20 protein-coding genes are annotated in these 22,068 nt (G+C 72.9%); 7 read left to right on the top strand and 13 right to left on the bottom strand.

Annotated features, from left to right (window positions below):
* Positions 1-133: 133 nt before the first annotated feature.
* The gene (locus ACFQRI_RS02580) at positions 134-916 is read left to right on the top strand and encodes an LLM class flavin-dependent oxidoreductase (protein WP_380663928.1); all 783 of its coding nucleotides are present in this window, start codon (positions 134-136) and stop codon (positions 914-916) included.
* A complete protein-coding gene (locus ACFQRI_RS02575) occupies positions 916-1,149 on the top strand; it encodes an LLM class oxidoreductase (protein WP_380663924.1) in 234 nt (77 codons plus the stop codon). The genes ACFQRI_RS02580 and ACFQRI_RS02575 overlap by 1 nt, the downstream gene beginning before the upstream one ends.
* Before the next feature lie 119 nt (positions 1,150-1,268).
* Here ACFQRI_RS02575 and ACFQRI_RS02570 read toward each other — a convergent pair whose 3' ends face one another.
* On the bottom strand, positions 1,269-2,012 hold the full coding sequence (locus ACFQRI_RS02570; protein WP_380663921.1) for a TetR family transcriptional regulator: 744 nt from the start codon (positions 2,010-2,012) through the stop codon (positions 1,269-1,271).
* A 132-nt stretch (positions 2,013-2,144) separates the two neighbouring features.
* Between ACFQRI_RS02570 and ACFQRI_RS02565 the strand changes: the two genes are divergently transcribed.
* Entirely contained in the window at positions 2,145-3,302 is a 1,158-nt protein-coding gene (locus ACFQRI_RS02565; RefSeq protein ID WP_380664569.1) for an acyl-CoA dehydrogenase, read from the top strand.
* Positions 3,303-3,460: 158 nt separating this feature from the next.
* Entirely contained in the window at positions 3,461-3,895 is a 435-nt protein-coding gene (locus ACFQRI_RS02560) for a DoxX family protein (RefSeq protein ID WP_380663918.1), read from the top strand.
* A gap of 46 nt (positions 3,896-3,941) precedes the next feature.
* On the opposite strand, the gene ACFQRI_RS02555 is transcribed toward ACFQRI_RS02560, so the two are convergent.
* A complete protein-coding gene (locus ACFQRI_RS02555) occupies positions 3,942-4,421 on the bottom strand; it encodes a YkvA family protein (protein ID WP_380663916.1) in 480 nt (159 codons plus the stop codon).
* Between the two features lie 113 nt (positions 4,422-4,534).
* Between ACFQRI_RS02555 and murJ the strand changes: the two genes are divergently transcribed.
* Entirely contained in the window at positions 4,535-6,163 is a 1,629-nt protein-coding gene (murJ, locus tag ACFQRI_RS02550; RefSeq protein ID WP_380663912.1) for a murein biosynthesis integral membrane protein MurJ, read from the top strand.
* Between the two features lie 18 nt (positions 6,164-6,181).
* Here murJ and ACFQRI_RS02545 read toward each other — a convergent pair whose 3' ends face one another.
* The 11 genes from ACFQRI_RS02545 to ACFQRI_RS02495 all read right to left on the bottom strand — a co-directional run bounded on the left by ACFQRI_RS02545 (position 6,182) and on the right by ACFQRI_RS02495 (position 18,850).
* Complete coding sequence (locus ACFQRI_RS02545) at positions 6,182-6,904, bottom strand: type 1 glutamine amidotransferase (RefSeq protein ID WP_380663909.1); 723 nt, start codon at positions 6,902-6,904, stop codon at positions 6,182-6,184.
* On the bottom strand, positions 6,901-8,247 hold the full coding sequence (locus ACFQRI_RS02540; RefSeq protein ID WP_380663905.1) for a MurT ligase domain-containing protein: 1,347 nt from the start codon (positions 8,245-8,247) through the stop codon (positions 6,901-6,903). Before ACFQRI_RS02540 ends, ACFQRI_RS02545 begins: the two co-directional genes overlap by 4 nt.
* Before the next feature lie 87 nt (positions 8,248-8,334).
* Positions 8,335-8,505 carry a hypothetical protein gene (locus ACFQRI_RS02535; protein ID WP_380663902.1) on the bottom strand — a complete coding sequence of 57 codons (171 nt, stop codon included), beginning with the start codon at positions 8,503-8,505 and terminating at the stop codon, positions 8,335-8,337.
* 581 nt (positions 8,506-9,086) lie between these two features.
* Entirely contained in the window at positions 9,087-9,734 is a 648-nt protein-coding gene (locus ACFQRI_RS02530; protein WP_380663899.1) for a transglycosylase family protein, read from the bottom strand.
* Positions 9,735-10,148: 414 nt separating this feature from the next.
* Positions 10,149-11,009, bottom strand: a complete 861-nt coding sequence (gene nrfD, locus ACFQRI_RS02525) for an NrfD/PsrC family molybdoenzyme membrane anchor subunit (RefSeq protein ID WP_380663896.1) — start codon at positions 11,007-11,009, stop codon at positions 10,149-10,151.
* On the bottom strand, positions 11,009-11,854 hold the full coding sequence (locus ACFQRI_RS02520; RefSeq protein WP_380663893.1) for a 4Fe-4S dicluster domain-containing protein: 846 nt from the start codon (positions 11,852-11,854) through the stop codon (positions 11,009-11,011). Before ACFQRI_RS02520 ends, nrfD begins: the two co-directional genes overlap by 1 nt.
* Positions 11,855-11,858: 4 nt before the next feature.
* Positions 11,859-15,131: a formate dehydrogenase gene (gene fdh, locus ACFQRI_RS02515; RefSeq protein WP_380663890.1), complete on the bottom strand. Its 3,273-nt coding sequence runs from the start codon at positions 15,129-15,131 to the stop codon at positions 11,859-11,861.
* Positions 15,132-15,204: 73 nt separating this feature from the next.
* Positions 15,205-15,846 (bottom strand): pyridoxamine 5'-phosphate oxidase family protein, encoded by a 642-nt coding sequence (locus ACFQRI_RS02510; RefSeq protein WP_380663887.1) that lies wholly within the window; start codon positions 15,844-15,846, stop codon positions 15,205-15,207.
* Positions 15,847-15,993: 147 nt separating this feature from the next.
* Positions 15,994-17,046 (bottom strand): PDR/VanB family oxidoreductase, encoded by a 1,053-nt coding sequence (locus ACFQRI_RS02505; RefSeq protein WP_380663884.1) that lies wholly within the window; start codon positions 17,044-17,046, stop codon positions 15,994-15,996.
* Positions 17,043-17,924: a metal-dependent hydrolase gene (locus ACFQRI_RS02500; RefSeq protein ID WP_380663881.1), complete on the bottom strand. Its 882-nt coding sequence runs from the start codon at positions 17,922-17,924 to the stop codon at positions 17,043-17,045. The genes ACFQRI_RS02505 and ACFQRI_RS02500 overlap by 4 nt, the downstream gene beginning before the upstream one ends.
* Before the next feature lie 20 nt (positions 17,925-17,944).
* Positions 17,945-18,850 carry an alpha/beta fold hydrolase gene (locus ACFQRI_RS02495; RefSeq protein WP_380663877.1) on the bottom strand — a complete coding sequence of 302 codons (906 nt, stop codon included), beginning with the start codon at positions 18,848-18,850 and terminating at the stop codon, positions 17,945-17,947.
* Between the two features lie 116 nt (positions 18,851-18,966).
* On the opposite strand from ACFQRI_RS02495, the gene selA reads away from it, so the two are divergent.
* Positions 18,967-20,256, top strand: a complete 1,290-nt coding sequence (gene selA / locus ACFQRI_RS02490; RefSeq protein ID WP_380663874.1) for an L-seryl-tRNA(Sec) selenium transferase — start codon at positions 18,967-18,969, stop codon at positions 20,254-20,256.
* Positions 20,257-20,264: 8 nt separating this feature from the next.
* Complete coding sequence (gene selB, locus ACFQRI_RS02485) at positions 20,265-22,031, top strand: selenocysteine-specific translation elongation factor (protein ID WP_380663870.1); 1,767 nt, start codon at positions 20,265-20,267, stop codon at positions 22,029-22,031.
* Positions 22,032-22,068: the final 37 nt, after the last annotated feature.

Genomic DNA, 22,068 nt, shown 5'->3' with positions numbered 1-22,068 from the left:
GAGCCGATCCGGCCTGTTTGGCTGCCCCGAGCCCGACAGGCCGGATCGGCTCGGTGGGCTCTTCGGCTCCGAGGCGGATTCGCCGCGCGTTCGGGAGAGTTTATTTCGCTCCACGCTGAAACCACAGATCCTGATGAACACGCGTCGCGTCGTTCACCCCGGGATGAAGCCCCTGCTGCCCGACCCCGCCCGCGGGAGCATCGGCCGCATGCGAGATTTCCGCTTCTCCTACAACATCCACGGGCTCAGCGACCTCGACTCCTTCGCCGCGACCTGCCGACGGGCCGAAGAACTCGGCTACGACGCCGTCTACGCCGCGGATCACGTCGGAATCCCCTCCCCCTTCCCCATCTTGGTGGCCGCGGCCGCGGCCACCGAACGACTGCGGGTGGGCACGCTGGTGCTCAACGCGCCGTTCTGGAGCCCCGCCCTGCTGGCCCGCGACATCGCCACCACCGACGTGCTCACCGGCGGCCGCCTCGAAATCGGCATCGGCGCCGGGCACATGAAGTGGGAGTTCGAGGAGGCCGGCATCGAGTGGCAGCCGTTCGACGCCCGCGTGCGCCGGATGCGCGAGACCATCGACGAGCTCGGCCGCCTGCCGACGGCTACTCGCAGCAGGCCGAGCTGCGCGAGACCTACGGCGTTCCGGCGCTGCGACCCGTGCAGCGCCACGGGTTCGGTCGAACCGGTCCCCCGCTCATCGTCGGCGGCACCGGCGAGCGCGTGCTGCGGCACGCCGCCGAAACCGCCGACACCATCAACGTCGCCGGCATCAAGCAGGTCGAAGGGCAGCCTCCCGGGACCTTCCAGGTCGCCTCATCGGCCGATGTGGACGAACGCGTTCGCTTCACCCGCGAGTGCGCCGGCGCGCGCGCCGCGGACATCGAGTGGGGCACGCTCCTGCAGCTGGTGATGCCCACCGAGGACCGCCGCGCCGCGGCCGATGACGTGCGCGAGCGGCTGGGCGCCGCTTCGGCCGAGGAGATCCTCGACCTCCCCTCCGTGCTGATCGGCACCCCCGAGGAGATGACCCAGCAGCTGCTGAGCCAGCGCGAGCGCTACGGGTTCACCCACTACGCCGTGCAGGGCTTCTTCCTGGAGGCCTTCGCCCCGGTGATCTCCCTGATCCGCGAGCAGCAGCGGTGATTCCGCTCCGCGCCGCGCCTCCGAGGCGCCGACGAAGATTGATTTCACTCGACACTGACACAATAGAGGCAGTCAACAGAGCGGATCGAAGATCATGATCGGCACTCAGTGCCGCTAGCTCACTCGGACAGCGACCCCAGCGCCGCGCGCAGCTGGTCGAGCACCGCCCCGCTGGGCGCGCTGGTGCGCACCGCGGCCACCACCACCGCGTCGTCGGAGCCGGCCTCCCCCGGGCTCGGCCACTGCCCGGACATCGCGCGCTCGACCTGCGCGATCGCCTCGCGCAGGTCACCGCGCGCGTCGGACGTCCCCCCGCTGCGCAGCCACTGGCGCAGCACGTGGTTGTGCGCGGCCACCACCGCCGCCGCGGCGACCGCGGCGTGCAGCTCCCCGCTGGGCTGATCGGCGAAGCGACGACGCAGGTAGCGCGCGAAGACCCGCTGGTAGCCGTCGATGCTGGCGATCTCCTTGTCCCGCAGGGCGGGCACCTGCCGGGTCAGCTCGAAGCGCTTGAGCGAGACCTCGGGCTCGTCGAGGTACATCTCCAGCACTATCCCGGCGGTCTCGCCCACCGCGCGGAGCGGCGGCGCCGCTGGATCGGCGGCCTCCAGGTGCTCGACGACCTCGGCCAGCCGCTCGTCGTGCCCGGGGAAGACCACGTCCTCCTTGGCCCGGAAGTAGCGGAAGAAGGTGCGCCTGCCCACCCCGGCGGCGTCGGCGATCTGGTCGACGGTGGTCGACTCGAACCCCTGCTCGGCGAACAGGTCCAGCGCGGCCACCGCCAGGGCGCTGCGAACCTTGCGGCGCCCGTGCGGGGTCCGGCCGGCGCGGGGCTTGGGTGCGGCGGCCGCTGCCTCGGACATGCGCGGAATATAGCACCGCAATTGCTGGTGGCACTGAGTGCCGTTACGATGTCGTCAACCGATATCCGCAGCATTCGCGGACGCATGCACGACTCCAGCGCCGAGGACGGCGCGGGACCAAGGAGGCACCCGGTGGACCCGAACTTCGGCACCTACCAGCTCGCCGAGGAGCACGAGGCGCTGCGCGAGGCGGTTCGCGCGCTGTCCGAGAAGGAGATCAAGCCCTACGCCGCCGAGGTGGACGAGCAGGAGCGCTACCCCGCCGAGGCGCTCGAAGCCCTGGTCAAGTCCGGCTTCAACGCCGTGCACGTCCCCGAGCGCTACGACGGCCAGGGCGCGGACTCGGTGGCCACCTGCATCGTCATCGAGGAGGTCGCCCGGGTGTGCGCCTCGTCCTCGCTGATCCCGGCGGTCAACAAGCTCGGCACCATGCCGATCATCCTGTCGGCGTCCGACGAGCTCAAGAAGCAGGTGCTGCCCGCGATCGCCTCCGGCGAGACCACCGCCTCCTACGCGCTCTCGGAGCGCGAGGCCGGTTCGGACGCCGCTGCGATGAAGACCCGCGCGCACCTCGACGGCGACCACTGGGTGCTCAACGGCAGCAAGTGCTGGATCACCAACGGCGGCGTGTCCAAGTGGTACACGGTCATGGCCGTGACCGACCCGGACGAGGGCGCCAACGGCATCAGCGCGTTCGCGGTGCACCACGACGACCCGGGCTTCACCGTCGGGCCGAAGGAGAAGAAGCTCGGCATCAAGGGCTCCCCCACCGTCGAGCTGTACTTCGAGAACGCCACCATCCCGGCCGATCGGATCATCGGCGAGCCGGGCACCGGCTTCAAGACCGCGCTCAAGACGCTCGACCACACGCGCCCGACCATCGGCGCGCAGGCCGTGGGCATCGCGCAGGGCGCGCTGGACGAGGCGATCGCCTACGTCAAGGAGCGCAAGCAGTTCGGCAAGGCCATCGCCGACTTCCAGGGCGTGCAGTTCATGCTCGCCGACATGGCGATGAAGATCGAGGCCGCCCGCAACATGGTCTACCTGTCGGCGGCGCGCGCCGAGCGCGGCGAAGCCGACCTCGGGTTCATCTCCGCCGCGGCCAAGTGCTTCGCCTCCGACGTGGCCATGGAGGTCACCACCGATGCGGTGCAGCTGTTCGGCGGCGCCGGCTACACCCGCGACTTCCCGGTCGAGCGCATGATGCGCGACGCCAAGATCACCCAGATCTACGAGGGCACCAACCAGGTCCAGCGCATGGTCATGGCCCGCAACCTGCTCAAGGGCTGACCCGGGTCAGCCGACGAGGGGCCCGGCGGGCTCACCACCGCCGGGCCCCTCGTCGCGCCGCGGCGAGGGGCCCGAACGGATGGGAGCGGATGCCTGCGCTCGGCAGGGCCCGCACACTGATCCCGTCCGCTGCGTGCGAGCAGAACCGGGAGGCGGTTGTGCAGGTCCTCCGCGATTTCTTCTTGATCATCGGCCGGATCGGGATCGGGGTCATCCTCATCGCGCACGGTTGGCAGAAGCTGGTCACCAACGGCGTGCCCGCGACCGCGCGGGGCTTCCGGGGCATGGGAGTGCCAGCGCCCGAGGTCGCCGCCTGGTACGCCACCGTCGTCGAGCTCGCCGGCGGCGTCCTGCTGATCCTCGGCCTGCTGATGCCGCTGGTGGGCATCGCGGTCGCCGTCGACATGGCGGGCGCGATCGTGTTCGTGCACCTCGAGCACGGGCTGTTCAGCCCGATGGGGTTCGAGCTGCCCCTGGCCATCGGGGTGGCCACCCTGGCGCTGGGCTTCAGCTCCGGACGCGCGGCGGTCGACCACGCCCTGTTCAGCAGGCTCGGGCGCCGCAAGCACGCCGAGACAGAGACGAACGTCTAGCCCCCGCGGACGATCCCGGTCCGCTGCCCGCGTCGAGGCGACGACGCTACGCCGAGCCCCGCGCGCCCGGCTCGGGCTGCTGCTCGCGCACCGCGACGTAGTTGCCGGATTCGGCGTAGAGGCTGGTCAGCAGCCAGGTACCGACGCCGATGTCGTCGCCGATGCCCAGCAGCGGCACCAGGTCCGGGATGAAGTCGATCGGCGAGACCAGGTAGACCAGCGCCGCGGCCCACAGCGCGAGCTGGTAGCGCGGCAGCGCGGGATTCCGACCGCGGGCGGTCGCTCGCAGCATCCCCGGCAGCGCGCGCAACCGGGCGACCGGGGACCGCACCGGCGAAGCCCGGTGCGCGCGCACCGCCGCCAGCAGCGGAATCCGGCGGCGGATCCGGGCCACCAGTCCGGCGACGGCCATGCCGAGCCCGGCGGTGATCATCCCCACCGGCAGCAACCATCCGCCGGCGTCGCCGCCGAACACCACGGCGACGACGATGCCGGCCAGCACCAGCAGTCCACCGAGCACGATCACCGGACGACCCCCTTCGCGGATCCTGCCGATCTAGCCTCCCACGGACCGTCGTCGAGCGGCGAGCTGCGGGGTTTCGTGGCACCTTCGGCAGGAAGCCGAAGATCCGCGAGGGGATGCACGTGGTCGAGCAGGCCGACACCGAGGTTCGACGTCCCTCGCTGGCACGCGCGAGCGCGGCGATGGCCGTGGCCACCGCCACCAGCCGGGTCAGCGGGCTGCTGGCCAAGGTGCTGCTGGTGGCCGTGCTCGGGCTCGGCGTGGTCAACGACTCCTACACCGTGGCCAACACGCTGCCCACGGTCGTCAACGAACTGCTGCTCGGCGGGGTGCTGACCAGCGTGGCGGTCCCCCTGCTGGTCAAGGCCCAGGAGCGCGGCGCGGCCGAGGGCGCGGCCTACGCGCGCTGGATGATCACCATGGGCGGGACGCTGCTGGTGGTGGCCACCGCCATCGCCGTGGCCTGCGCCGGGCTGCTCACGGCGCTCTACCTCGGTCCGGATACCCGCGCCAACGCCGAGCTGACCACGGCGCTGGCCTACCTGCTGCTTCCCGGGATCGTCTGCTACGGCATGTCGGCGCTGCTGCAGGCGATCCTCAACGTGCGCGGGGTGTTCGGCACGCCCGCGTGGGCTCCGGTGTGCAACAACCTCGTCGTGATCGGCACGGTAATGGTCTACGCGCTGGTACCGGGGCGGATCAGCATCGACCCGGTGCGGATGGGCGAGCCGAAGCTGCTGGTGCTCGGCCTGGGCACCCTGCTGGGCATCACCACGCAGATGGTGGTCATGGCGATCTCGCTGCGGCGGACCGGGTTCCGCTACGGCTGGAACTGGGGCTGGGACCGGCGGCTGTCGGAGTTCAGCGGCCTGGCCGGGTGGGTGGTGCTCTACACGCTGGTCAGCCAGCTCGGCATGATCGTGATCATCCGGGTGGCCGGGCAGGGCACGCCCGGCAGCGTCTCGACGTTCAACTACGCCTGGTTGCTCTCCCAGGTCCCCTACGGCGTGCTCGGGGTTTCGCTGCTGACCGCGCTGATGCCGCGGATCAGCCGCTCCGCGGCCAACGGCGAGACCCGGGCCTTCGTCGACGACGTGGCATTGGGAACCCGGATGAGCTCGGTGCTGCTGATGCCGGTCAGCGCGCTGCTGGTGCTCGCCGGCGGCCCGCTCGGAATCGCCTTCTTCTCCCTGGGCGCCAGCGATGTCAGCGCCGCCGACCGGCTCGGCCTGGCGCTGGGGGCGGCCGCGGTCGGCGTGGTCCCCTTCGCGATCACGATGCTGCAGCTGCGCGCGTTCTACGCGATGCACGACGCGCGGACCCCGACCTGGATCAACGTGATCATGGTCGCGGTCCGCAGCGCGCTGTGCTACCTGGTGCTGGCCACGCTGGATCCGCGCGACCTGGTGCTCGGGGTGACCGCGGCGATGTCGGCGAGCTTCGTGGTCGGTGCGGTCGTCGGCCAGATCTGGTTGCGCGTGCGGCTGGGGCCGCTGCGCACCCGGGAGACGCTGGCCGGCGTGGCCCGGGCGGCTCTGGCCAGCGCGATCGCCGCGGCCTGCTCGGTGGCCGTGCTGGTCGGACTCGGCGCGCTCACCGGCCCGCTGGGAACCCAGGCGCAGGCCTGGTTGGCCCTGGTCGTGCACACCGCGGTGGTGCTGGGGGCCAGCTTCGCCGCGCTGGTGCTGCTGCGCGCCCCGGAGATCAGGCCGGTGCTGGACCGCCTCGCCCGCCTGCGCGGCTGAGCGGTCCCGCGGCCGGGTCTACTTCCGGTTGCGCACGTGGACCCGGGTGCGCTCGGTGCGCAGGGCCTTGAGCTCGGGCGGGTCGGGCATCGGCTCCAGGGGCTCGCCGATGGCCCACTCCAGCAGCAGGTCGGCGAGCTTGGGGTTGCGCGCCAGCACGGGCCCGTGCATGTAGGTGCAGACGACGTGGCCGCTGACCGCTCCCTCGGCTTCGTCGTGCCCGTTGCCGATGCCGCGCACGACCCGGCCCAGCGGCTGCGAGCCCGGGCCCACGGTGGTGCGGCCGAGGTGGTTCTCGAAGCCGGTGAGCATCCCGACGCCGCCCATCGTGCACTGGGTGGTGACCTCGCCGATGGCGCGCTCCTGCCCCGGTTCGGTCGCGGCGTCGACCAGGGCCAAGCCCTCGTGGCGCTGCCCGTCGCCGGTGGCGAAGGCCGTGCCCAGCACCTGCAGCCCGCCGCAGATGCCCAGCACCGGCACCCCGCGAGCTGCCGCGCGCACCAGGCCGTTGCCGCGGCGCAGGAAGCGCACCGCGGCCACCTGGGCGATGTCCTCCCCGCCGCCGATGAGGTAGAGGTCGCAGTCCTCGGGCACCGCGCTCTCGGCGGAGAGCACCGTGACGATCTCGGCGTCGATGCCGCGCCAGCGCAGCCGCTGCGCCAGCACCGTCGCGTTGCCCCGGTCCCCGTAGGTGCCCAGCAGGTCGGGCACCACGAGCGCGATCCGCACCGCGGCGCTCATCGCTTGCTCCTGGTCAGCAGGTCCCGGAACGCCGTGTAGTTGGCGATGACGTCGGGCACTCCCCCGTCGGTGCCGCCGAGCGCGACCTCGACCGTGGAGGCCACCGTGGCGTGCACCTGGGCGTAGCGCAGCCGCACCGCCAGGTCCAGGGCGCGATCGCCGGCCACGGCGACCTCCCGCCCGCGCAGGACCTCGAAGTCGATGTCCCACAGCCACGAGACGTCGTAGCCGTCGGCCTCGCGGCTGTTGACCACCAGCACGAGGGGGTCGTCGCTGCTGCGGACCAGGTCGAGCATCTCCAGCCAGCTGGCCGGGTTCTTGGCCAGCAGCAGCCGCACGCTGCGCCCGTTGACCCGCACGGTGTCGTAGCGGCCGGCGGCCGAGTCGACCAGCCGGACCCGGGCCAGCGCCGACGCCTCCTCGCCACCGAGCTCCAGGGCCGCGGCCAGCGCGAAGGTGGCGTTGATCCGGTTGACGTGCCCGGGCAAGGCCAGCGCGAGGTCGTGGTGGGTGCCGTCGGGACCGAGCACGCCGGTCTCGGTCACCGTCCAGGCCGCGGCCGGGCGGGCCAGTCCGCAGCCGCACCGCCAGTCGGTGGTGACGTCGCCGAGGAAGGCCCCGCAGCGCGGGCAGTTGAGGGCGTCGTCCTTCCAGCGCACTCCCCCGGCGATCCAGACCACGCGGGGGTGGCCCTCGGCGGCGTAGACGATGTTGGGGTCGTCGCGGTTGGCGATCACCGGGGTGCTCGGGGCCTGGACGAGCGCGCGCTGCAGGCTGGCGGCCACCGTGCGCACCTCGCCGACCCGGTCGAGCTGGTCGCGGCTGAGGTTGAGCAGCAGGATAGCCGACGGGGTGAAGCGCTCGGTGACCTGGGCCAGGTGCAGCTCGTCGACCTCGAGCGCGGCGTTCGGGGCGTCCATCCGGGTCATCAGGGCGGCCACGTGGCCGTCGAGCATGTTCGCGCCGGTGGCGTTGCTGACCGCGGGCGCCTGGGCCCGCAGGGCCTCGGCGACCATCTGCGTGGTGGTGGTCTTGCCGTTGGTGCCGGTCACCATCACGACACGCCGACCGGTTGCCAACCGCTGCAGCAGGTCGGGCTGTAGCGTGAGGGCCAGCCGCCCGCCGATCATGCCTCCGCTGCCCAGGCCCAGGCGTTGCGAGGTGGCGGCGGCCAGCCGCCCGGCGCGGATGGCCAGGGTCGTGCGCGGGTCCATCCGGCGCGCGTGCCGGGGCTGCTGCGGTGCCGGGACGACCTTCCACCGCTGGCCGGTGCGCGGTTCTGTCCTGGGCTGTGCGGGTGGTGCGCCTCGGGTCTGCCCGGTGTTGCGTGTGGTGTCGGCCATGCGTCCCCTCCCCCTCGGACGGCCGTCGCACGCGGCACGTCCAGTTCGGCTAGGGGCGGCGCGACACCGGCGCGTGGTGGTCGGGGCTCAATCGGCCGCGCCGGCGCTGGCCGCCCGTCGCTTCCTGGCCAGTGTGACCCGGCTGCGGCGAACCAGCGCGACGATCAGTAGCGCCAGACCGGCCAGGACGGCGGCTGGGCCGACCCAGCCGTGCGAGGAGGCCACCTCACCGGCGGCGAGCAGATGCTCGGAGTTCACCTTGTGCTCTCCCTTCCGCAAGCGTGCGCGGACGTCCGGGGCGGGGACCGTGCAGGAGGGGCGTGAGCGCGCTCGGACCCAATGATCCGACGAGATCCGGGCCACATCGGCAGCAACATGCCGAAGAATCCCGCTTCGGGGAGTTATTCACCCGACAAACTGGACGCGGGGAACGCTGCGTGATCATTGCCCGCCGAGGGCGGATTCGTTGATCTCGCGGATTTTCTTGCCTCAGCGCACACTTCGGCATCGGGAGTCAAAAGACAGCCGACACGCTCACCCATTCAGGTTCTTTGTGCCAATACGCTGGGATATCAAGGTTCGTGCGATTACGCTCGGATTTGATCCCGACGATCTCCGTCAAGATCCGAAGGGAGCCATCCGTGATCGAATTCATCTTGCTGCTGCTGGGCGGATTCGTCTTCGCCGGAATCGGCTGGACCGCCTGGGACATCCGCACCGAGCTGCGCCGACAGAAGATCGAGTAGCCGACCCCGGCGCGAACCCGGGTACACAAGGGACCCCGCCGGAGAGAGGCAGGCGGGGTCCCTTGTTTCACCCGTGTCCGACGACCGGGCGGGTCACTTGATGACGAGCTGCTGACCGGGGAAGATCACGTTCGCGTCGTCGATGACGTTGCGGTTCTGCTCGAACACCTGGCGCCAGTCCGCGCCGTGCTGCTGGGCGATCTTGGACAGGGTGTCGCCCGCCTGGACGGTGACGGTGCCCTCGACCTGGACGGCCTTGCGGACCTCCTGCTGCTGGGAGGAGTCGCTGTCCTGCTGGGAGCTGCTGGAGTCGGACTCCTCGCCGGAGGACTCCGAGCTCGACGAGCTGCCCGCCGACACGTCCTGGTGCTCCACGCTGCCGGAGGAGCTCAGACCGGCCTCCTTGGAGCACACCGGCCAGGCACCCGGGCCCTGGGCGTCGAGGACGCGCTCGGCCACGGCGATCTGCTGCTCCTTGCTGGCCTCGGCCGCGTTCGAGGCGTAGGAGGAGCCGCCGTAGGCCTGCCAGGTGGACTGGCTGAACTGCAGACCGCCGTAGTAGCCGTTGCCGGTGTTGATGTGCCAGTCGCCGCCGCTCTCGCACTCCGCGACGGCGTCCCAGGTCGAGGTCGAGGCGGCGTTGGCCGGCAGCGCGAGCGCGAACGGCGCGGCGACCACGGCGCCGGCGACGGCGGCCCGGGTGATGTTGCGGCTGGTGGCGGACTTGCGGTGCTTGCCCATGTGCTTTCGTCTCCAGTCAGGCCTGCGCCGTCGCGGCCGGTGACCGGCGCGGCGCGCCCCTGCCCGTGATCTCGTCGGGGATTCGGGAAAGCCCGCCGGGCAGGGTTCGGCGCTGGCGGACTTCCGCTGTTTCCGTCGGCTCGGGGATGCCGACGGTGGGCACGCTACGTAGCGACAGAGCGTCGTCCAAACCACACGGGAGTGGCAGTCGTCATAGAAACGTAATCAAGATCGCGACGATTTCCGCATCAACGCTGGTCATTTCTTGATCGGAAATCCGGCGTTCGCCCAAAATTCAGTCACCCTCGGTGAGAGCTGGGCCATAAGTCCTACTTCCGAGTGAGCACAGCACGTGCTCGCCCGATTTCGATCAGTCGACTTCGCCACAGATCGACCTTCGCGGGAGAACAGGACTCACCGGTCATTCCGCCGCCGCTGCGGCTCCACGGTATAGCGCGGATCGCGGGCCGTCACCCGTCCCGCCTCGAAGACGCCGTAGCGGGTGGCGACGGCCCCGGCGGTCAAGCACGCCCCCGCCGAGATCCGCGCGAGACGGCCGCGGCCGGCCAGGGCCAGCGCGGCACCCACCCCGGTGGCCACCCGCGCGGCGCGCAGCACCGCTCCCGCGCGCCCGGTGCGGTAGGCCTCGGCTGCCAGTCCCATGCGCCGCTCCATCCGGTTCTCGGCGATCAGCTCCAGCACCGAGCCGGCGACCGCCATCCGGCGCGCCGGCTCCGCTTCGGCGGGCGCGGCCAGCAGTCCGACCGCTCCCGCGCTGGAGACGGCGCTGCCCGCGAAGACGAACGGCAGCTCGCGGTGCCCCTCGTGCCAGCCCGGGACCGCGGTGTCGGAGAGCAGCACCGCGGTGTAGGTGGTCATCGCCGGGGCGAGCAGACCCGCCGCCCCACCGGCGAGACGCCCCGCGCGCGGCAGCGCACCGGTGAGCTCGGCGGCTGCCGCGGCCCCGGTCAGGCCGGAGAACGGCGCGAGGATCCAGGACCCGACGCTCAGCGGCGAGGTCGGCTTGATCACCCGGAGCATGTTGAGGAAGCGCAGCGGCCGGCCCAGGTCGTGCACCAGGAACGCCACGCTGGCCGAGGCCCCGGCCGCGGCGGCCAGCCGCCCGCAGCGGGCCAGCCGGGCCCGCCCGGTGACCTCGGCCAGCAGCGCCATCGTCGAGCAACCGCCGGCCATGCCGCCGAGGTAGAGGTAGGCGGGCACGTCGGGCACCTTCCACACGGGCGGCTTGATCACCGGCTGGCCGTAGTAGCTCATCACCGCCTCCCGACGAACGAGGCCGCGATCAGCGCGGCCGCGGCCCCCGCGGCGGCCGCGGCGTGCTTCCACATCGACGGCAGGTCCCGGGTGGTCACCACCGGGTCCGGCGGCAGGCCGTAGACCTCGGGTTCGTCGAGCAGCAGGAAGAAGGCTCCGTCGCCGCCCACCCCGTCGTCGGGTTCGTGGCCGTAGAGCCGGGCCGAGCTCACACCCTGCTCGTGCAGTTCGTCGACCCGGCGGGCGGCTCGCTCGCGCAGCTCGTCCAGCGGGCCGTACTGGATGGACTCGGTCGGGCAGGCCGTGGCGCAGGCCGGCATCAGCCCGGCGCCGAGCCGGTCCTGGCACAGCGTGCACTTGGCCGCGCCGCCGGTGTCCGGACGGATGTCGATCACGCCGTAGGGGCAGGCCGGGACGCAGTACCCGCACCCGTTGCACACGTCGTCCTGCACCAGCACGGTGCCGTGCTCGGTGCGGATCAGCGCCCCGGTGGGGCACACGTCCAGGCAAGCGGCGTGCGTGCAGTGCTTGCACACGTCCGAGGACATCAACCAGCGCACCTGCTCCTGATCGGGTGCGCCGATCTCGGGCATGCCCAGGTCCGCGGCGGTGCCGCGCTGCTCGACGAAGGCGACGTGCCGCCAGGTGGTGCCGCTGAGGTCGCCGGTGTTGTCGTAGGACATCCCGGTCAGCTCCATGCCGTCCTCGGGCAGCAGGTTCCACTCCTTGCAGGCGACCTCGCAGGCCTTGCAGCCGATGCACACGCTGGTGTCGGTGAAGAACCCGACGCGTTCGGGGTGCTGCCCGTAGCCGGTCTCGCCGGCCGGATCCGGTGCTGCGCTCACGCGCTCACCTCCCTGCTCGTCCCGGGTCGTCGGCGTGCTCGGTGCCGGTGTTCTCGTCGATCCCGGCGCGGTCCCGGTAGCGCGCGACCAGCGCGGACAGCTCCGCCCCGCGCGGCCTGCGCCCCGCGCGGATGTCGCAGGCACCGGCCTTGGTCTCCATGATGTGCGCGTTGGGGTCCAGCGCCACGCCGAGCAGCTCGTTGGCCGGATCGCCGCTGACCAGTCCGCTCGATCCCCAGTGCCACGGGATGCCGATCTGGTGCACGGTGCGTCCGGCCAGCTCCAGCGGCCGGATGCGCTCGGTGACCAGCACCCTCCCCTCGATCGCACCGCGCGCGGTGATCACGGTGGCCCAGCCGGTGTGCTGCAGCCCGCGCTCGGCGGCCAGCTCCGGCGAGACCTCCAGGAACATCTCCGGGGCGAGCTCGCTGAGGTGCCGCAGCCACCGGCTCATGCCCCCGGCCGTGTGGTGCTCGGTCACCCGGAAGGTGGTGAACACGTAGGGGAAGACCGCGCTGCCGCGTTCGGTGCCCGAGGGCTGGTAGCGGTTCTCCGGCCGGGAGCGAACCTGCCGCGCCGGGTTGCGCTGCTGATCCGGGTGCAGGGCGTTGGCCAGCGGGGATTCCTGGGGTTCGTAGTGCGCCGGCATCGGGCCGTCGACCAGCCCGGCCGGGACGTAGAGCCACCCGCGGCCGTCGCTCTGCATGATGAACGGTTCGGCGCCGCCGATGCCCTCGGGTCCGACCGCGTCCGGCGGTGGCACGTAGTCCGGGCGCCGGGTGCGGTCGAAGTCGGGCACGTCGTGCCCGGTCCACTCGCTGCGTCGTTCGTCCCACCAGACGTAGGCCTTGCGCGCGCTCCAGGGCCGCCCATCGGGGTCGGCCGAGGCGCGGTTGTAGAGGATGCGGCGGTTGGCCGGCCAGGCCCAGCCCCACTCCGGGGCGACCCGGGACTGCTGGCCGCCCGGCTTGCGGCGGGCGGACTGGTTGATCCCCTCGGCGTAGACCCCGCAGTAGATCCAGCAGCCGCAGCTGGTGGAGCCGTCCGGGCGCAGCTGCGCGTAGCCCGACAGCGGCGCCCCCTCCGCGTCGAAGCCGTTGATCTCGGCGAGCACGGCCGCCGCGCTGGGCTCCTCGATCTCGCCCTCGGTCGGGTAGTCCCAGGTCAGCTCCAGCAGCGCGCGGTCGCGCGCGGACCCGCCGGTGAGCTTCTCCCGGATGCGGCGCCCCAGGTGGTAGTAGAACCACAGATCGCTGCGCTGGTCGCCGACGGGCTCGACGGCCTTGTGGTGCCACTGCAGCAGCCGCTGCGTGTTGGTGAAGGTGCCCTCCTTCTCGGTGTGCGCGGCGGCGGGCAGGAAGAACACCTCGGTGCCGATGTCGGTCGGGCGCAGCTCGCCGTTGGTGATCTCCGGACCGTCCTTCCAGAAGGTGGCGGTCTCGATCATGTTCAGGTCGCGCACCACCAGCCACTCCAGGTTCGCCAGGCCGAGCCGCTGCTGGCGGGAGTTGGGCGTGCCCACCGCCGGGTTCTCGCCGATGACGAAGTAGCCCTCGCAGCGCCCCTCGATCTGGTCGACCACGGTCTGGAAGGTGTTGTGGTCGCCGTCGAGCCGGGGCAACCGGTCGAAGCAGAAGTCGTCGTCGGCGGTGGCGTGCTCGCCCCACCAGGCCTTGAGCAGGCTGACCAGGTAGGAGCGCATCTCGCCCCAGTAGCCGCTGGCTCGCTCGTCGACCGCCACGAAGGTGTCCAGGTCGAAGTCGGCGTGCGCGTGCGGCATCGGGATGTAGCCGGGCAGCAGGTTGAACAGCGTCGGGATGTCGGTGGATCCCTGGATCCCCGCGTGCCCGCGCAGCGCGAGGATGCCGCCGCCGGGCCGACCGATGTTGCCCAGCAGCAGCTGCAGGATCGACGCGGCGCGGATGTACTGCACGCCGACGGTGTGCTGGGTCCAGCCGACCGAGTAGGCGATCGCCGAGGTGCGCTCCCGACCGGAGTTGGCGATCAGCCGATCGGCCACCCACCGGAAGTCGTCCTCGGAGATGCCGCAGACCTCGGCCACCACGTCCGGGGTGTAGCGGGCGTAGTGCCGCTTGAGCAGCTGGAACACGCAGCGCGGGTGCTGCAGCGTGGGGTCGGTGGCCGCCCGGCCGTGGTACACCGGCCCGCCGCTGCCGCTCTTCTCCGGTCGTCCGGTGTCGCGGTCGCGGCCGTGCGGGGTGCTCGGGCCGTCCTCGGGGCCGTGCCCGCCGACCGGCGGCACCGCTTGGCTGCCGCGGTACTGCCAGGTGGTCGTGTCGTAGGCACCGGCCTCGGGGTCGAACCCGGAGAACACGCCCGCCAGGTCCTCGGTGTCGGCGAAGTCCTCGCCGACGATCATCGCCGCGTTGGTGTAGGCCACCACGTAGTCGTGGAAGTGCGCGTCGTTGCGCAGCACGTGGTTGATCAGCCCGCCGAGGAAGGCGATGTCGCTGCCCGCGCGCAGCGCGACGTGCTTGTCCGCCATGGCCGAGGTCCGGGTGAACCGCGGGTCGACGTGGATGACGGTGGCGCCGCGCCGCTTGGCCTCCACCACCCACTGGAAGCCGACCGGGTGCGCCTCGGCCATGTTCGAGCCCTGGATGAGCACGCAGTCCGATTCGGCGAGGTCCTGCTGGAAGCCGGTGGCGCCGCCGCGCCCGAAGGAGGCGCCCAGACCGGGCACCGTGGAGGAGTGTCAAATGCGGGCCTGGTTCTCCACCTGAATGGCGCCGAGGGCGGTGTAGAGCTTCTTCATGAGGTAGTTCTCCTCGTTGTCGAGGGTCGCTCCTCCGAGGCTCGCGATGCCCATCGTGCGCCGCAGCGGCCTGCCGTCGGCGTCGGCTTCCTGCCAGGTGGATTCGCGGGTGGCCAGCACCCGATCGGCGATCATGTCCAGCGCGGTGTCGAGGTCGAGGTCTTCCCACTCGGTTCCGCGCGGGCGCCGGTAGCGGACCTTCGTCTCCCGCAGCGGCGAGGTGACCAGCTCCCTGCTGGCCGAGCCCTTCGGGCACAATCGCCCGCGGCTGATCGGCGAGTCCGGATCGCCCTCGACCTGGGTGACCGCGCCGTCCTGGACGTAGACGCGCTGCCCGCAGCCGACGGCGCAGTACGGGCACACCGACTGCACGACGTCATCGGCCCGGGTGGTGCGCGCTCGCGCCTCGTCGGTGCGCGCCGACCGGGCGGCGGTACCGAGCCCGAGGCGATCGGGCCCGGTCACCTGCCGCAGGACCGGCCAGTCCAACCAACGCCGCATCGACCCCTCCTCGACCCGCCGAGCTACCCGCCGACTCGATCTGCCAAACCTCCGAGCCGGGGCGCGGGGCGGCTCAGGCGGTCGGGTCGTAGAGGATCTTCTCGTAGCGCTCGGCGCTGTAGTAGTGCTCGAGTTCGGGCATCGGGTCGTCGGGGCGTTCGAGCTGCTTGGCGATCCGGGGGCGGCTGGTGACCGCATCCGGGTCCCAGGTCTCCGGCTTCCAGAGACCGGAGCGCAGGAACGCCTTGGCGCAGTGGTGGAAGACCTGCTCGATCTCCACCAGCAGCACCACCTCCGGGCGGTGGCCGCGCACGACGAGCTGGTCGAAGAACGGGGCGTCGCGCAGCAGGCGGGCGCGTCCGTTGATCCGCAGCGTGTCGGCGCGGCCCGGGATGAAGTAGAGCAAGCCCGCGTGCGGGTTGGTCAGGACGTTGCGGAAGCCGTCGGCGCGGCGGTTCCCCGGGCGCTCCGGCAGGGCGATCGTGCGCTCGTCGAGCACCAGGGTGAAGCTCGCCGGGTCGCCCTTCGGCGAGACGTCGCACCTTCCCTCGGCATCGGAGGTGGCGACCAGGCAGAACGGCGAGGCGGCCAGCCACTGCCGGTCGAGCTCGTGCAGCTCGGTGCGCTCCTTGTCCAGCACCCGCTGCAGCGGTTCGCCGATGACCGCCGAGAGCTCCTCGGGCGTTGCGATCTCGCTGACGTCGCTGAGGTCCATGCCCGCGAAACTACGGCAGGGAGGCCGGGTGCCGAAGCGGTTTTTCACCCGCACCCGCCGCGGCGCCCGGCCTCCCGCAGGCGCGTTCCCGCGGACCACCCCCGCAACCCGCGCGAACTGCACCTCCCCTGATCCCCCGACCGGGGGCTACAGATCGAGCACGAGGGTCCCCTCGGCCCGATCCACGCAGATGGCCACCTCCTCGCCGCCGGCCCGGCCGCGCCGACGCACCTCGCCGTCGAGCAACCGGGCGTGGCAGGTGCCGCAGAAGCCCTGGCGGCAGGAGTAGGCGACCTCGGGCAGCACCTCGGCGATCGCCTGCAGCGCCGTGCGGTCGGCCGGGACCTCGACGGTCCGGCCGCTGCGGGCGAGCTCGACGGTGAACGCGCGCCCGTCGGCGATCGGCGGGGCGCTGAACCGCTCCCAGTGCAGCGCCCGCGCCGGGCTGTCGGGCAGCGCCAGGCGGATGCCGGTGATCACCGGCGTCGGCCCGCAGGCGTAGACCGCTGCTCCGCGGGGCGCCCGGTCGAGAAGCTCGGCGCCCGAGGTCGGGATGCCGAACTCGGTGTCGGGCCTGATCCACACCCGGTCGGGGTCGAGTTCGGACACCTCGTCGACGAAGGGCATCGACGCGCGGTCGCGTCCGGTGTGGACCAGCCGCCAGTCGTCGCCGCGGGCGGCGGCGCTGCGCACCATCGGCAGGATCGGCGTGATGCCGATGCCGCCCGCGACGAACAGCACGCGGCGCTCGCCGGCGTGCGGGAAGGCGTTGCGCGGTCCCTTCGCCGAGATGCGCACCCCGGTGCGCAGCTGGTGCACCTCGGCCGATCCGGCTCCGCCGGGGATCCGGCGCACCGCGATCCGGTAGTGCCCGCGCTCGGCCACCGGCCCGCACAGCGAGTACTGCCGGGTGCGCCCGGAGGGCAGCCGCACGTCGAGGTGCGCACCGGGATGCCAGGCGGGAAGGGCCCGGCCATCGGGGTCTTCGAGGCGCAGCGAGACCACGTCCGCGGCTTCCGGGCGGACCTCGGTGACCACCAGCGGGACGACCCGGTCGACCGGGTGCGGTCGTGCCACGCCCCGGCGGCAGTTGCGGGTCATCCGCTCCATGCCGGCGACCGCTCTGCGCAGCCGCAGCAGGAACGGGTCCGGGCCGGATCCGTCCAACGAGGGCGGGACGTCGCGAATCGCACCGGTCATCGTCGCGCCGCCATCGCCGCCGGGGACTGCGCGAGGTAGGCGACCGCCTGCGCGGTCGAGCCGTGCCGCGAGGGGTGGTAGCCGGGGCGGAGATACCCGGGCATCGCGCCCAGCAGCTGCCACACCGACGGGATCAGGCCGAGCCGCCCGCCCCGCAGCACGTCGCGCCAACGCGGGCGCCTGCGACCGCGCAGCACCGGGTCGCGACGCATCAGGAACTTCACCCCGCGCACCCACAACCTGGCCAGCACGACGGCGGCGATCAGCAGCGCCGTGCAGCGCTGCCAGTACTTGCCGTGCACGTGCTGGTAGAGGTCGAAGGCGACCGCGCGGTGCTCGACCTCCTCGGCGCCGTGCCAGCGCAGCAGGTCGAGCATCGTGGGATCCGCGCCCGCTCGGTCGAGCGCCTCGGCGTCGAGCACCCACTGGCCGAGCACCGCGGTGAAGTGCTCGATGGCGGCGATCAGCGCCAGCCGCTGCACCAGCCAGGCCTCCGCCCGCTCGCCCTGGTAGGGCCGCTCGCCGAGGACGCGGCGGAACATCCAGCGGATCTGCTCGACGTACGGGCCGGTGTCGAGCCCGTGGGCGTCGAAGTGGTCGACCACGCCCTGGTGGGAATCGGCGTGCACGGCCTCCTGGCCGATGAACCCGCGCACGTCCGCGGCCAGCCGCTCGTCGGTGACCAGCGGCAGCGCCTGCTTGAACACCTCGACGAACCAGCGCTCGCCCTCGGGCAGCACCAGGTGCAGGAAGTTGATGAAGTGGGTGGCGAAGGGCTCGCCCGGGATCCAGTGCGCGGGCAGCTGGGACCAGTCGAACTCCACGTCGCGGGCGTGCAGTTCGACGCGGTCGGGCTCAGCCGGGTCGGCGGGGGACATCGTTGGCCTCCTGTCCGGTGTCAGCCGATCTCGTCCTCGACTCGGTCGACGAGTTCCGCGGTGCACCGAGCCACGAGATCGGGGCGGGTGCGGGGCAGCCAGTGCCCACCCGGGATCCGCCGGATGCGCAGGTCGCTGACCCATCGGTCGATGCCGGTCTGCATCGGTGGCGACACGAACGGGTCGCCGGTGGGCGCGAGCACCTGCACCGGGACCTCGGTGCTGCGGTGGCCGGGGCGGGCCAGCGCGCCGGCGTTGGCGCGGTAGAGCTCCAGCCCGTTGATCCCGTCGGCGGTCGACGGCCGGGTGCCCCGACCCGCGGCGTTGCGGTCGAGTCGTTCGGCCAGGGCCAGCACCCGGTGCATGAACCCGGTGCGCCAGGCGAGCTCGGGCAGCTTCGGCAGCCGGAAGAAGCCGATGTAGGCCGAGCACACCAGCTGCTTGGCCAGCAGCGCGAGCTCCTTCGGCCCGCCGCGGAGGCTCTGCCGGACCCAGTGCCCGACGTGGTCCAGGCAGGGGCCCGAGATCGAGGTGAACGAGGCGAACCGGTGCCGGTGCTGGGGCTCGGTGACGGCGTGCCAGGTCTGCACCGACCCCCAGTCGTGGGCCAGCAGGTGAACCGGTGCCTGCGGGCTCACCGCGTCGGCCACCCGGAGCAGGTCGTCGGCCAGCAGGTCCACCCGGTAGCCCTCGGTGCTCGCCGGTGCGCCGGAGGCCCCGGCGCCGCGCACGTCGTAGGTGACCACGCGGTAGTGGTCGGCGAGGGCGTCGGCGACGGCGTCCCAGACCGCGTGGTCGTCCGGGTAGCCGTGCAGGGCCAGCACGGTCGGCGCGTCCCGCCGGCCGCGCTCCTGCACGGCCAGTTCGAGCCCGTCGACGGTGCCGAGCTTCCTGCCGGTGATCGCGTGCCGCGATGTGCCAGCCATGCACCGGAGCTTAACTCATGATGTCAACGAGCATTGTCACGTTTGGGCTGAGATGATGCTCGGAGGCGTGATCTTCCCGCCGAGCGGGTGATTGCCGAGCTTCCTATAGTGCGGGCATGCGGGATCCGCGCCGCGACGTTCCGGGAACCGACCGGGTGCTGGCCGACCCGGCGGTCGCCTCCGAGATCGACCGACTGGGCCACCGGCTGGTCAAGCGGACCGCGCAGCAGGTCCAGCAGCGAGCCCGCCGCGGCGAGCTCGACCCGGAGCAGGTGGTCGCCGAAACGCTGGCCGCGCTGCCGGATTCGGCCTCCAGCGTGCGGCCGGTGCTCAACGCGACCGGCGTGCTGCTGCACACCAACCTCGGCCGCGCCGCGCTCTCCGACGCCGCGCGCGAGGCGCTGCTGCGCGCGGCCGGCACCACCGACGTCGAGCTCGACCTGCACACCGGCCGGCGCGGGCCGCGCGGTGCTGCCGCGCTCGCGGCGCTGCGCGAGGCGGTTCCGGCCGCCGAGGCCGCGCACGTGGTCAACAACGGCGCGGCCGCCCTGGCGCTGGCGGCGACCGCGCTCGGCGCGGGCCGGGAGATCGTGCTCTCGCGCGGCGAGCTGGTCGAGATCGGCGACGGGTTCCGCATCCCGGAGCTGCTGACCTCCACCGGTGCCCAGCTGCGCGAGGTCGGGACGACCAACCGGGTGCGCCTGGGCGACTACCGCGAAGCGCTGGGCGCCGAGACCGGTTTCGTGCTCAAGGTGCACCCGTCGAACTTCGTGATCAGCGGGTTCACCGCTTCGGTCCCGGTGGCCGGGTTGCGCGAGCTGGACGCCCGGCTGGTGGTCGACATCGGCTCCGGACTGCTGCGCCCGGACCCGGCGCTGCCCGACGAGCCCGACGCGAGCACCGCGCTCGCCGACGGCGCCGACCTGGTGATCGCCAGCGGCGACAAGCTGCTCGGCGGTCCGCAGTGCGGCCTGCTGCTGGGCCGGGCCGAGCTCGTGGAGCGGCTGCGCAGGCATCCGCTCGCGCGGGCGATGCGGGTGGACAAGCTCACCCTCGCGGCGTTGGAGGCCACCGTGCGCGGCCCGCAGCCGCCGATCAGCCGCGCGCTGCGAGCCGATCCGGCGGTGCTGCTGCGCCGCGCCCGCGCGCTCGCCGACCAGCTCGCCGCCGCCGGTGTTCCCGCCGAGGCGGTGGAGTCCGAGGCCGCGGCCGGAGGCGGCGGTGCGCCCGGCGTGGCGCTGCCGAGCGCGGCGGTGGCGCTGCCGGAGCGGTTCGCCAAGCCGCTTCGGCTGGGAGACCCCGCGGTGCTGGCCAGGGTCGAGCGGGACAGCTGCCTGCTGGACCTCGCCGCGCTCCCCGAGGAGGCCGACGAGGAGCTGCGCCGCGCCGTGCTGGCCGTCGGGTGAGGTGCCGGATGCACGTGGTGGCCACCGCCGGGCACGTCGACCACGGCAAGTCGACGCTGGTGCGCGCGCTGACCGGGATGGAGCCCGATCGCTGGGACGAGGAGCGCCGGCGTGGCCTGACCATCGACCTCGGCTTCGCCTGGACCCGGTTGCCCGACGGCTGCTCGGTGGCCTTCGTGGACGTGCCGGGGCACGAGCGGTTCGTGCCGAACATGCTCGCCGGAGTCGGGCCGGTTCCGGCCGCGCTGCTCGTCGTGGCCGCCGACGAGGGATGGATGCCGCAGTCCGGCGAGCACCTCGACGCGCTGCGCGCGCTGGACGTGCGGCACGGGCTGCTGGTGGTCACCCGCAGCGACCTGGCCGATCCCGCGCCCGCGCTGCGCCGGAGCCGCGAGCGCCTGGAGGCCACCCCGCTGGCCGGGATCCCCGAGGTGGTGGTCAGCGGCCGCACCGGCGACGGGCTGGACGAGCTGCGCTCGGCGCTGGACGCGATGCTGCACGAGCTGCCCACCCCCGACGCGGGCGCGGACGTGCGGTTGTGGGTGGATCGGTCGTTCACCGTGCGCGGCGCGGGCACCGTGGTGACCGGCACGCTGCAGGCCGGCACCCTGCGCACCGGCGACCGGCTGCGGTTGCACCCGGCCGATCTCGACGTGCCGGTGCGCGCGCTGCGCACCCTCGGCGACGAGGTCGCCGAGGTGACCGCGCCCGCGCGGGTGGCGGTGAACCTGCGCGGCACCGCCCTCGACCTGGTGCGCCGCGGTGACGCGCTGCTCGCGCCCGGCAGGTGGCTCACGACCGAGGTGCTCGACGCCCGCGTGCACCCGACGGGCGCGCACGAGGTGGCCGAGCTGCCCCGCGAGCTCGTGCTGCACGTCGGAGCGGCGGCGGTGACCGCGCGCGTGCGCCCGCTCGGCCAGGACACCGCGCGGTTGACGCTGCGGCGACCGCTGCCGCTGCGCATCGGCGACCGCGCGCTGCTGCGGGAACCGGGCGCGCACCGGGTGTCCGGCGGCGTGGTCGTGCTCGACGTCCGACCACCGCCGCTGCGGCGGCGCGGGGCGGCGAAGGCGCGCGCCGCGGAGCTCGCCGAGCTCGACGGCGGCGCCGACGGGGCCGCGGAGCTGCGGCGGCGCGGCCTGGTCCGGGCCGACGAGCTGTCGGCCATGGGCGCCGCTCCCCCGGGCCCGGGTCCGTGGTTGATCTCCGACGAGCGACGCGCCGAGCTCGCCCGGCACCTCGGCGAACTGCTCGACGAGCACCGCGCGAAGCACCCGCTGGCCGACGGCGTGCCGGTGGAGGCCGCCCGGCGCGCCCTGGGACTGCCGGATGCCGCGCTGCTCCCCCGGATCGCCGAGGACATCGGCGCGAGCTGCGATCGCGGACGGCTCCACCGCGGCGGCTCCGCGCTTCCGCCGCAGGTGGCCCGGGCGGTGGAGGAACTGCGCGGCAGGTTGCGCGAACACCCGTTCCAGGCGCCCACGGCCGAGGAGCTCGCAGCGCTGGGCATCGGCGAGCGCGAACTGGCCGCCGCCGAGCGCACCGGCGAGCTGCTGCGGCTGGCGCCCGGCCTCGTCCTGCTCCCCGACGCCGAGCAGGTCGCGCTGGCCCGGCTGGCCCGACTGCCCGAGCCGTTCACGCTCAGCCAGGCCAAGCGCGCGCTGGACACCTCGCGACGGGTCGCGGTGCCGCTGATGGAACTGCTCGCCAGCCGCGGCCGCACCCGCCTGCTGCCGGACGGGACCCACCGGCTCCTCGACCGCGGCGGGGGTTGAGACCTGCGATCTTGCGCCGGTCCACGCATGGTTGAGG

The organism is Saccharopolyspora griseoalba (assembly GCF_042665275.1).
GTDB lineage: Bacteria > Actinomycetota > Actinomycetes > Mycobacteriales > Pseudonocardiaceae > Saccharopolyspora > Saccharopolyspora griseoalba.
The sequence above is the reverse complement of the archived record's forward strand: the minus strand, read 5'-3'. Positions and strand labels throughout refer to the sequence as shown.

Bases quoted from the DNA above. Each gene is read 5' to 3' on its own strand.
- ACFQRI_RS02580 (WP_380663928.1), top strand. From the start codon at position 134: ATGAACACGCGTCGCGTCGTTCACCCCGGGATGAAGCCCCTGCTGCCC.
- ACFQRI_RS02575 (WP_380663924.1), top strand. From the start codon at position 916: ATGCCCACCGAGGACCGCCGCGCCGCGGCCGATGACGTGCGCGAGCGG.
- ACFQRI_RS02570 (WP_380663921.1), bottom strand. From the start codon at position 2,012: ATGTCCGAGGCAGCGGCCGCCGCACCCAAGCCCCGCGCCGGCCGGACC.
- murJ (WP_380663912.1), top strand. From the start codon at position 4,535: ATGCACGTGGTCGAGCAGGCCGACACCGAGGTTCGACGTCCCTCGCTG.
- ACFQRI_RS02545 (WP_380663909.1), bottom strand. From the start codon at position 6,904: ATGAGCGCCGCGGTGCGGATCGCGCTCGTGGTGCCCGACCTGCTGGGC.
- ACFQRI_RS02540 (WP_380663905.1), bottom strand. From the start codon at position 8,247: ATGGCCGACACCACACGCAACACCGGGCAGACCCGAGGCGCACCACCC.
- ACFQRI_RS02530 (WP_380663899.1), bottom strand. From the start codon at position 9,734: ATGGGCAAGCACCGCAAGTCCGCCACCAGCCGCAACATCACCCGGGCC.
- nrfD (WP_380663896.1), bottom strand. From the start codon at position 11,009: ATGAGCTACTACGGCCAGCCGGTGATCAAGCCGCCCGTGTGGAAGGTG.
- ACFQRI_RS02510 (WP_380663887.1), bottom strand. From the start codon at position 15,846: ATGGACCTCAGCGACGTCAGCGAGATCGCAACGCCCGAGGAGCTCTCG.
- ACFQRI_RS02505 (WP_380663884.1), bottom strand. From the start codon at position 17,046: ATGACCGGTGCGATTCGCGACGTCCCGCCCTCGTTGGACGGATCCGGC.
- ACFQRI_RS02500 (WP_380663881.1), bottom strand. From the start codon at position 17,924: ATGTCCCCCGCCGACCCGGCTGAGCCCGACCGCGTCGAACTGCACGCC.
- ACFQRI_RS02495 (WP_380663877.1), bottom strand. From the start codon at position 18,850: ATGGCTGGCACATCGCGGCACGCGATCACCGGCAGGAAGCTCGGCACC.
- selA (WP_380663874.1), top strand. From the start codon at position 18,967: ATGCGGGATCCGCGCCGCGACGTTCCGGGAACCGACCGGGTGCTGGCC.
- selB (WP_380663870.1), top strand. From the start codon at position 20,265: ATGCACGTGGTGGCCACCGCCGGGCACGTCGACCACGGCAAGTCGACG.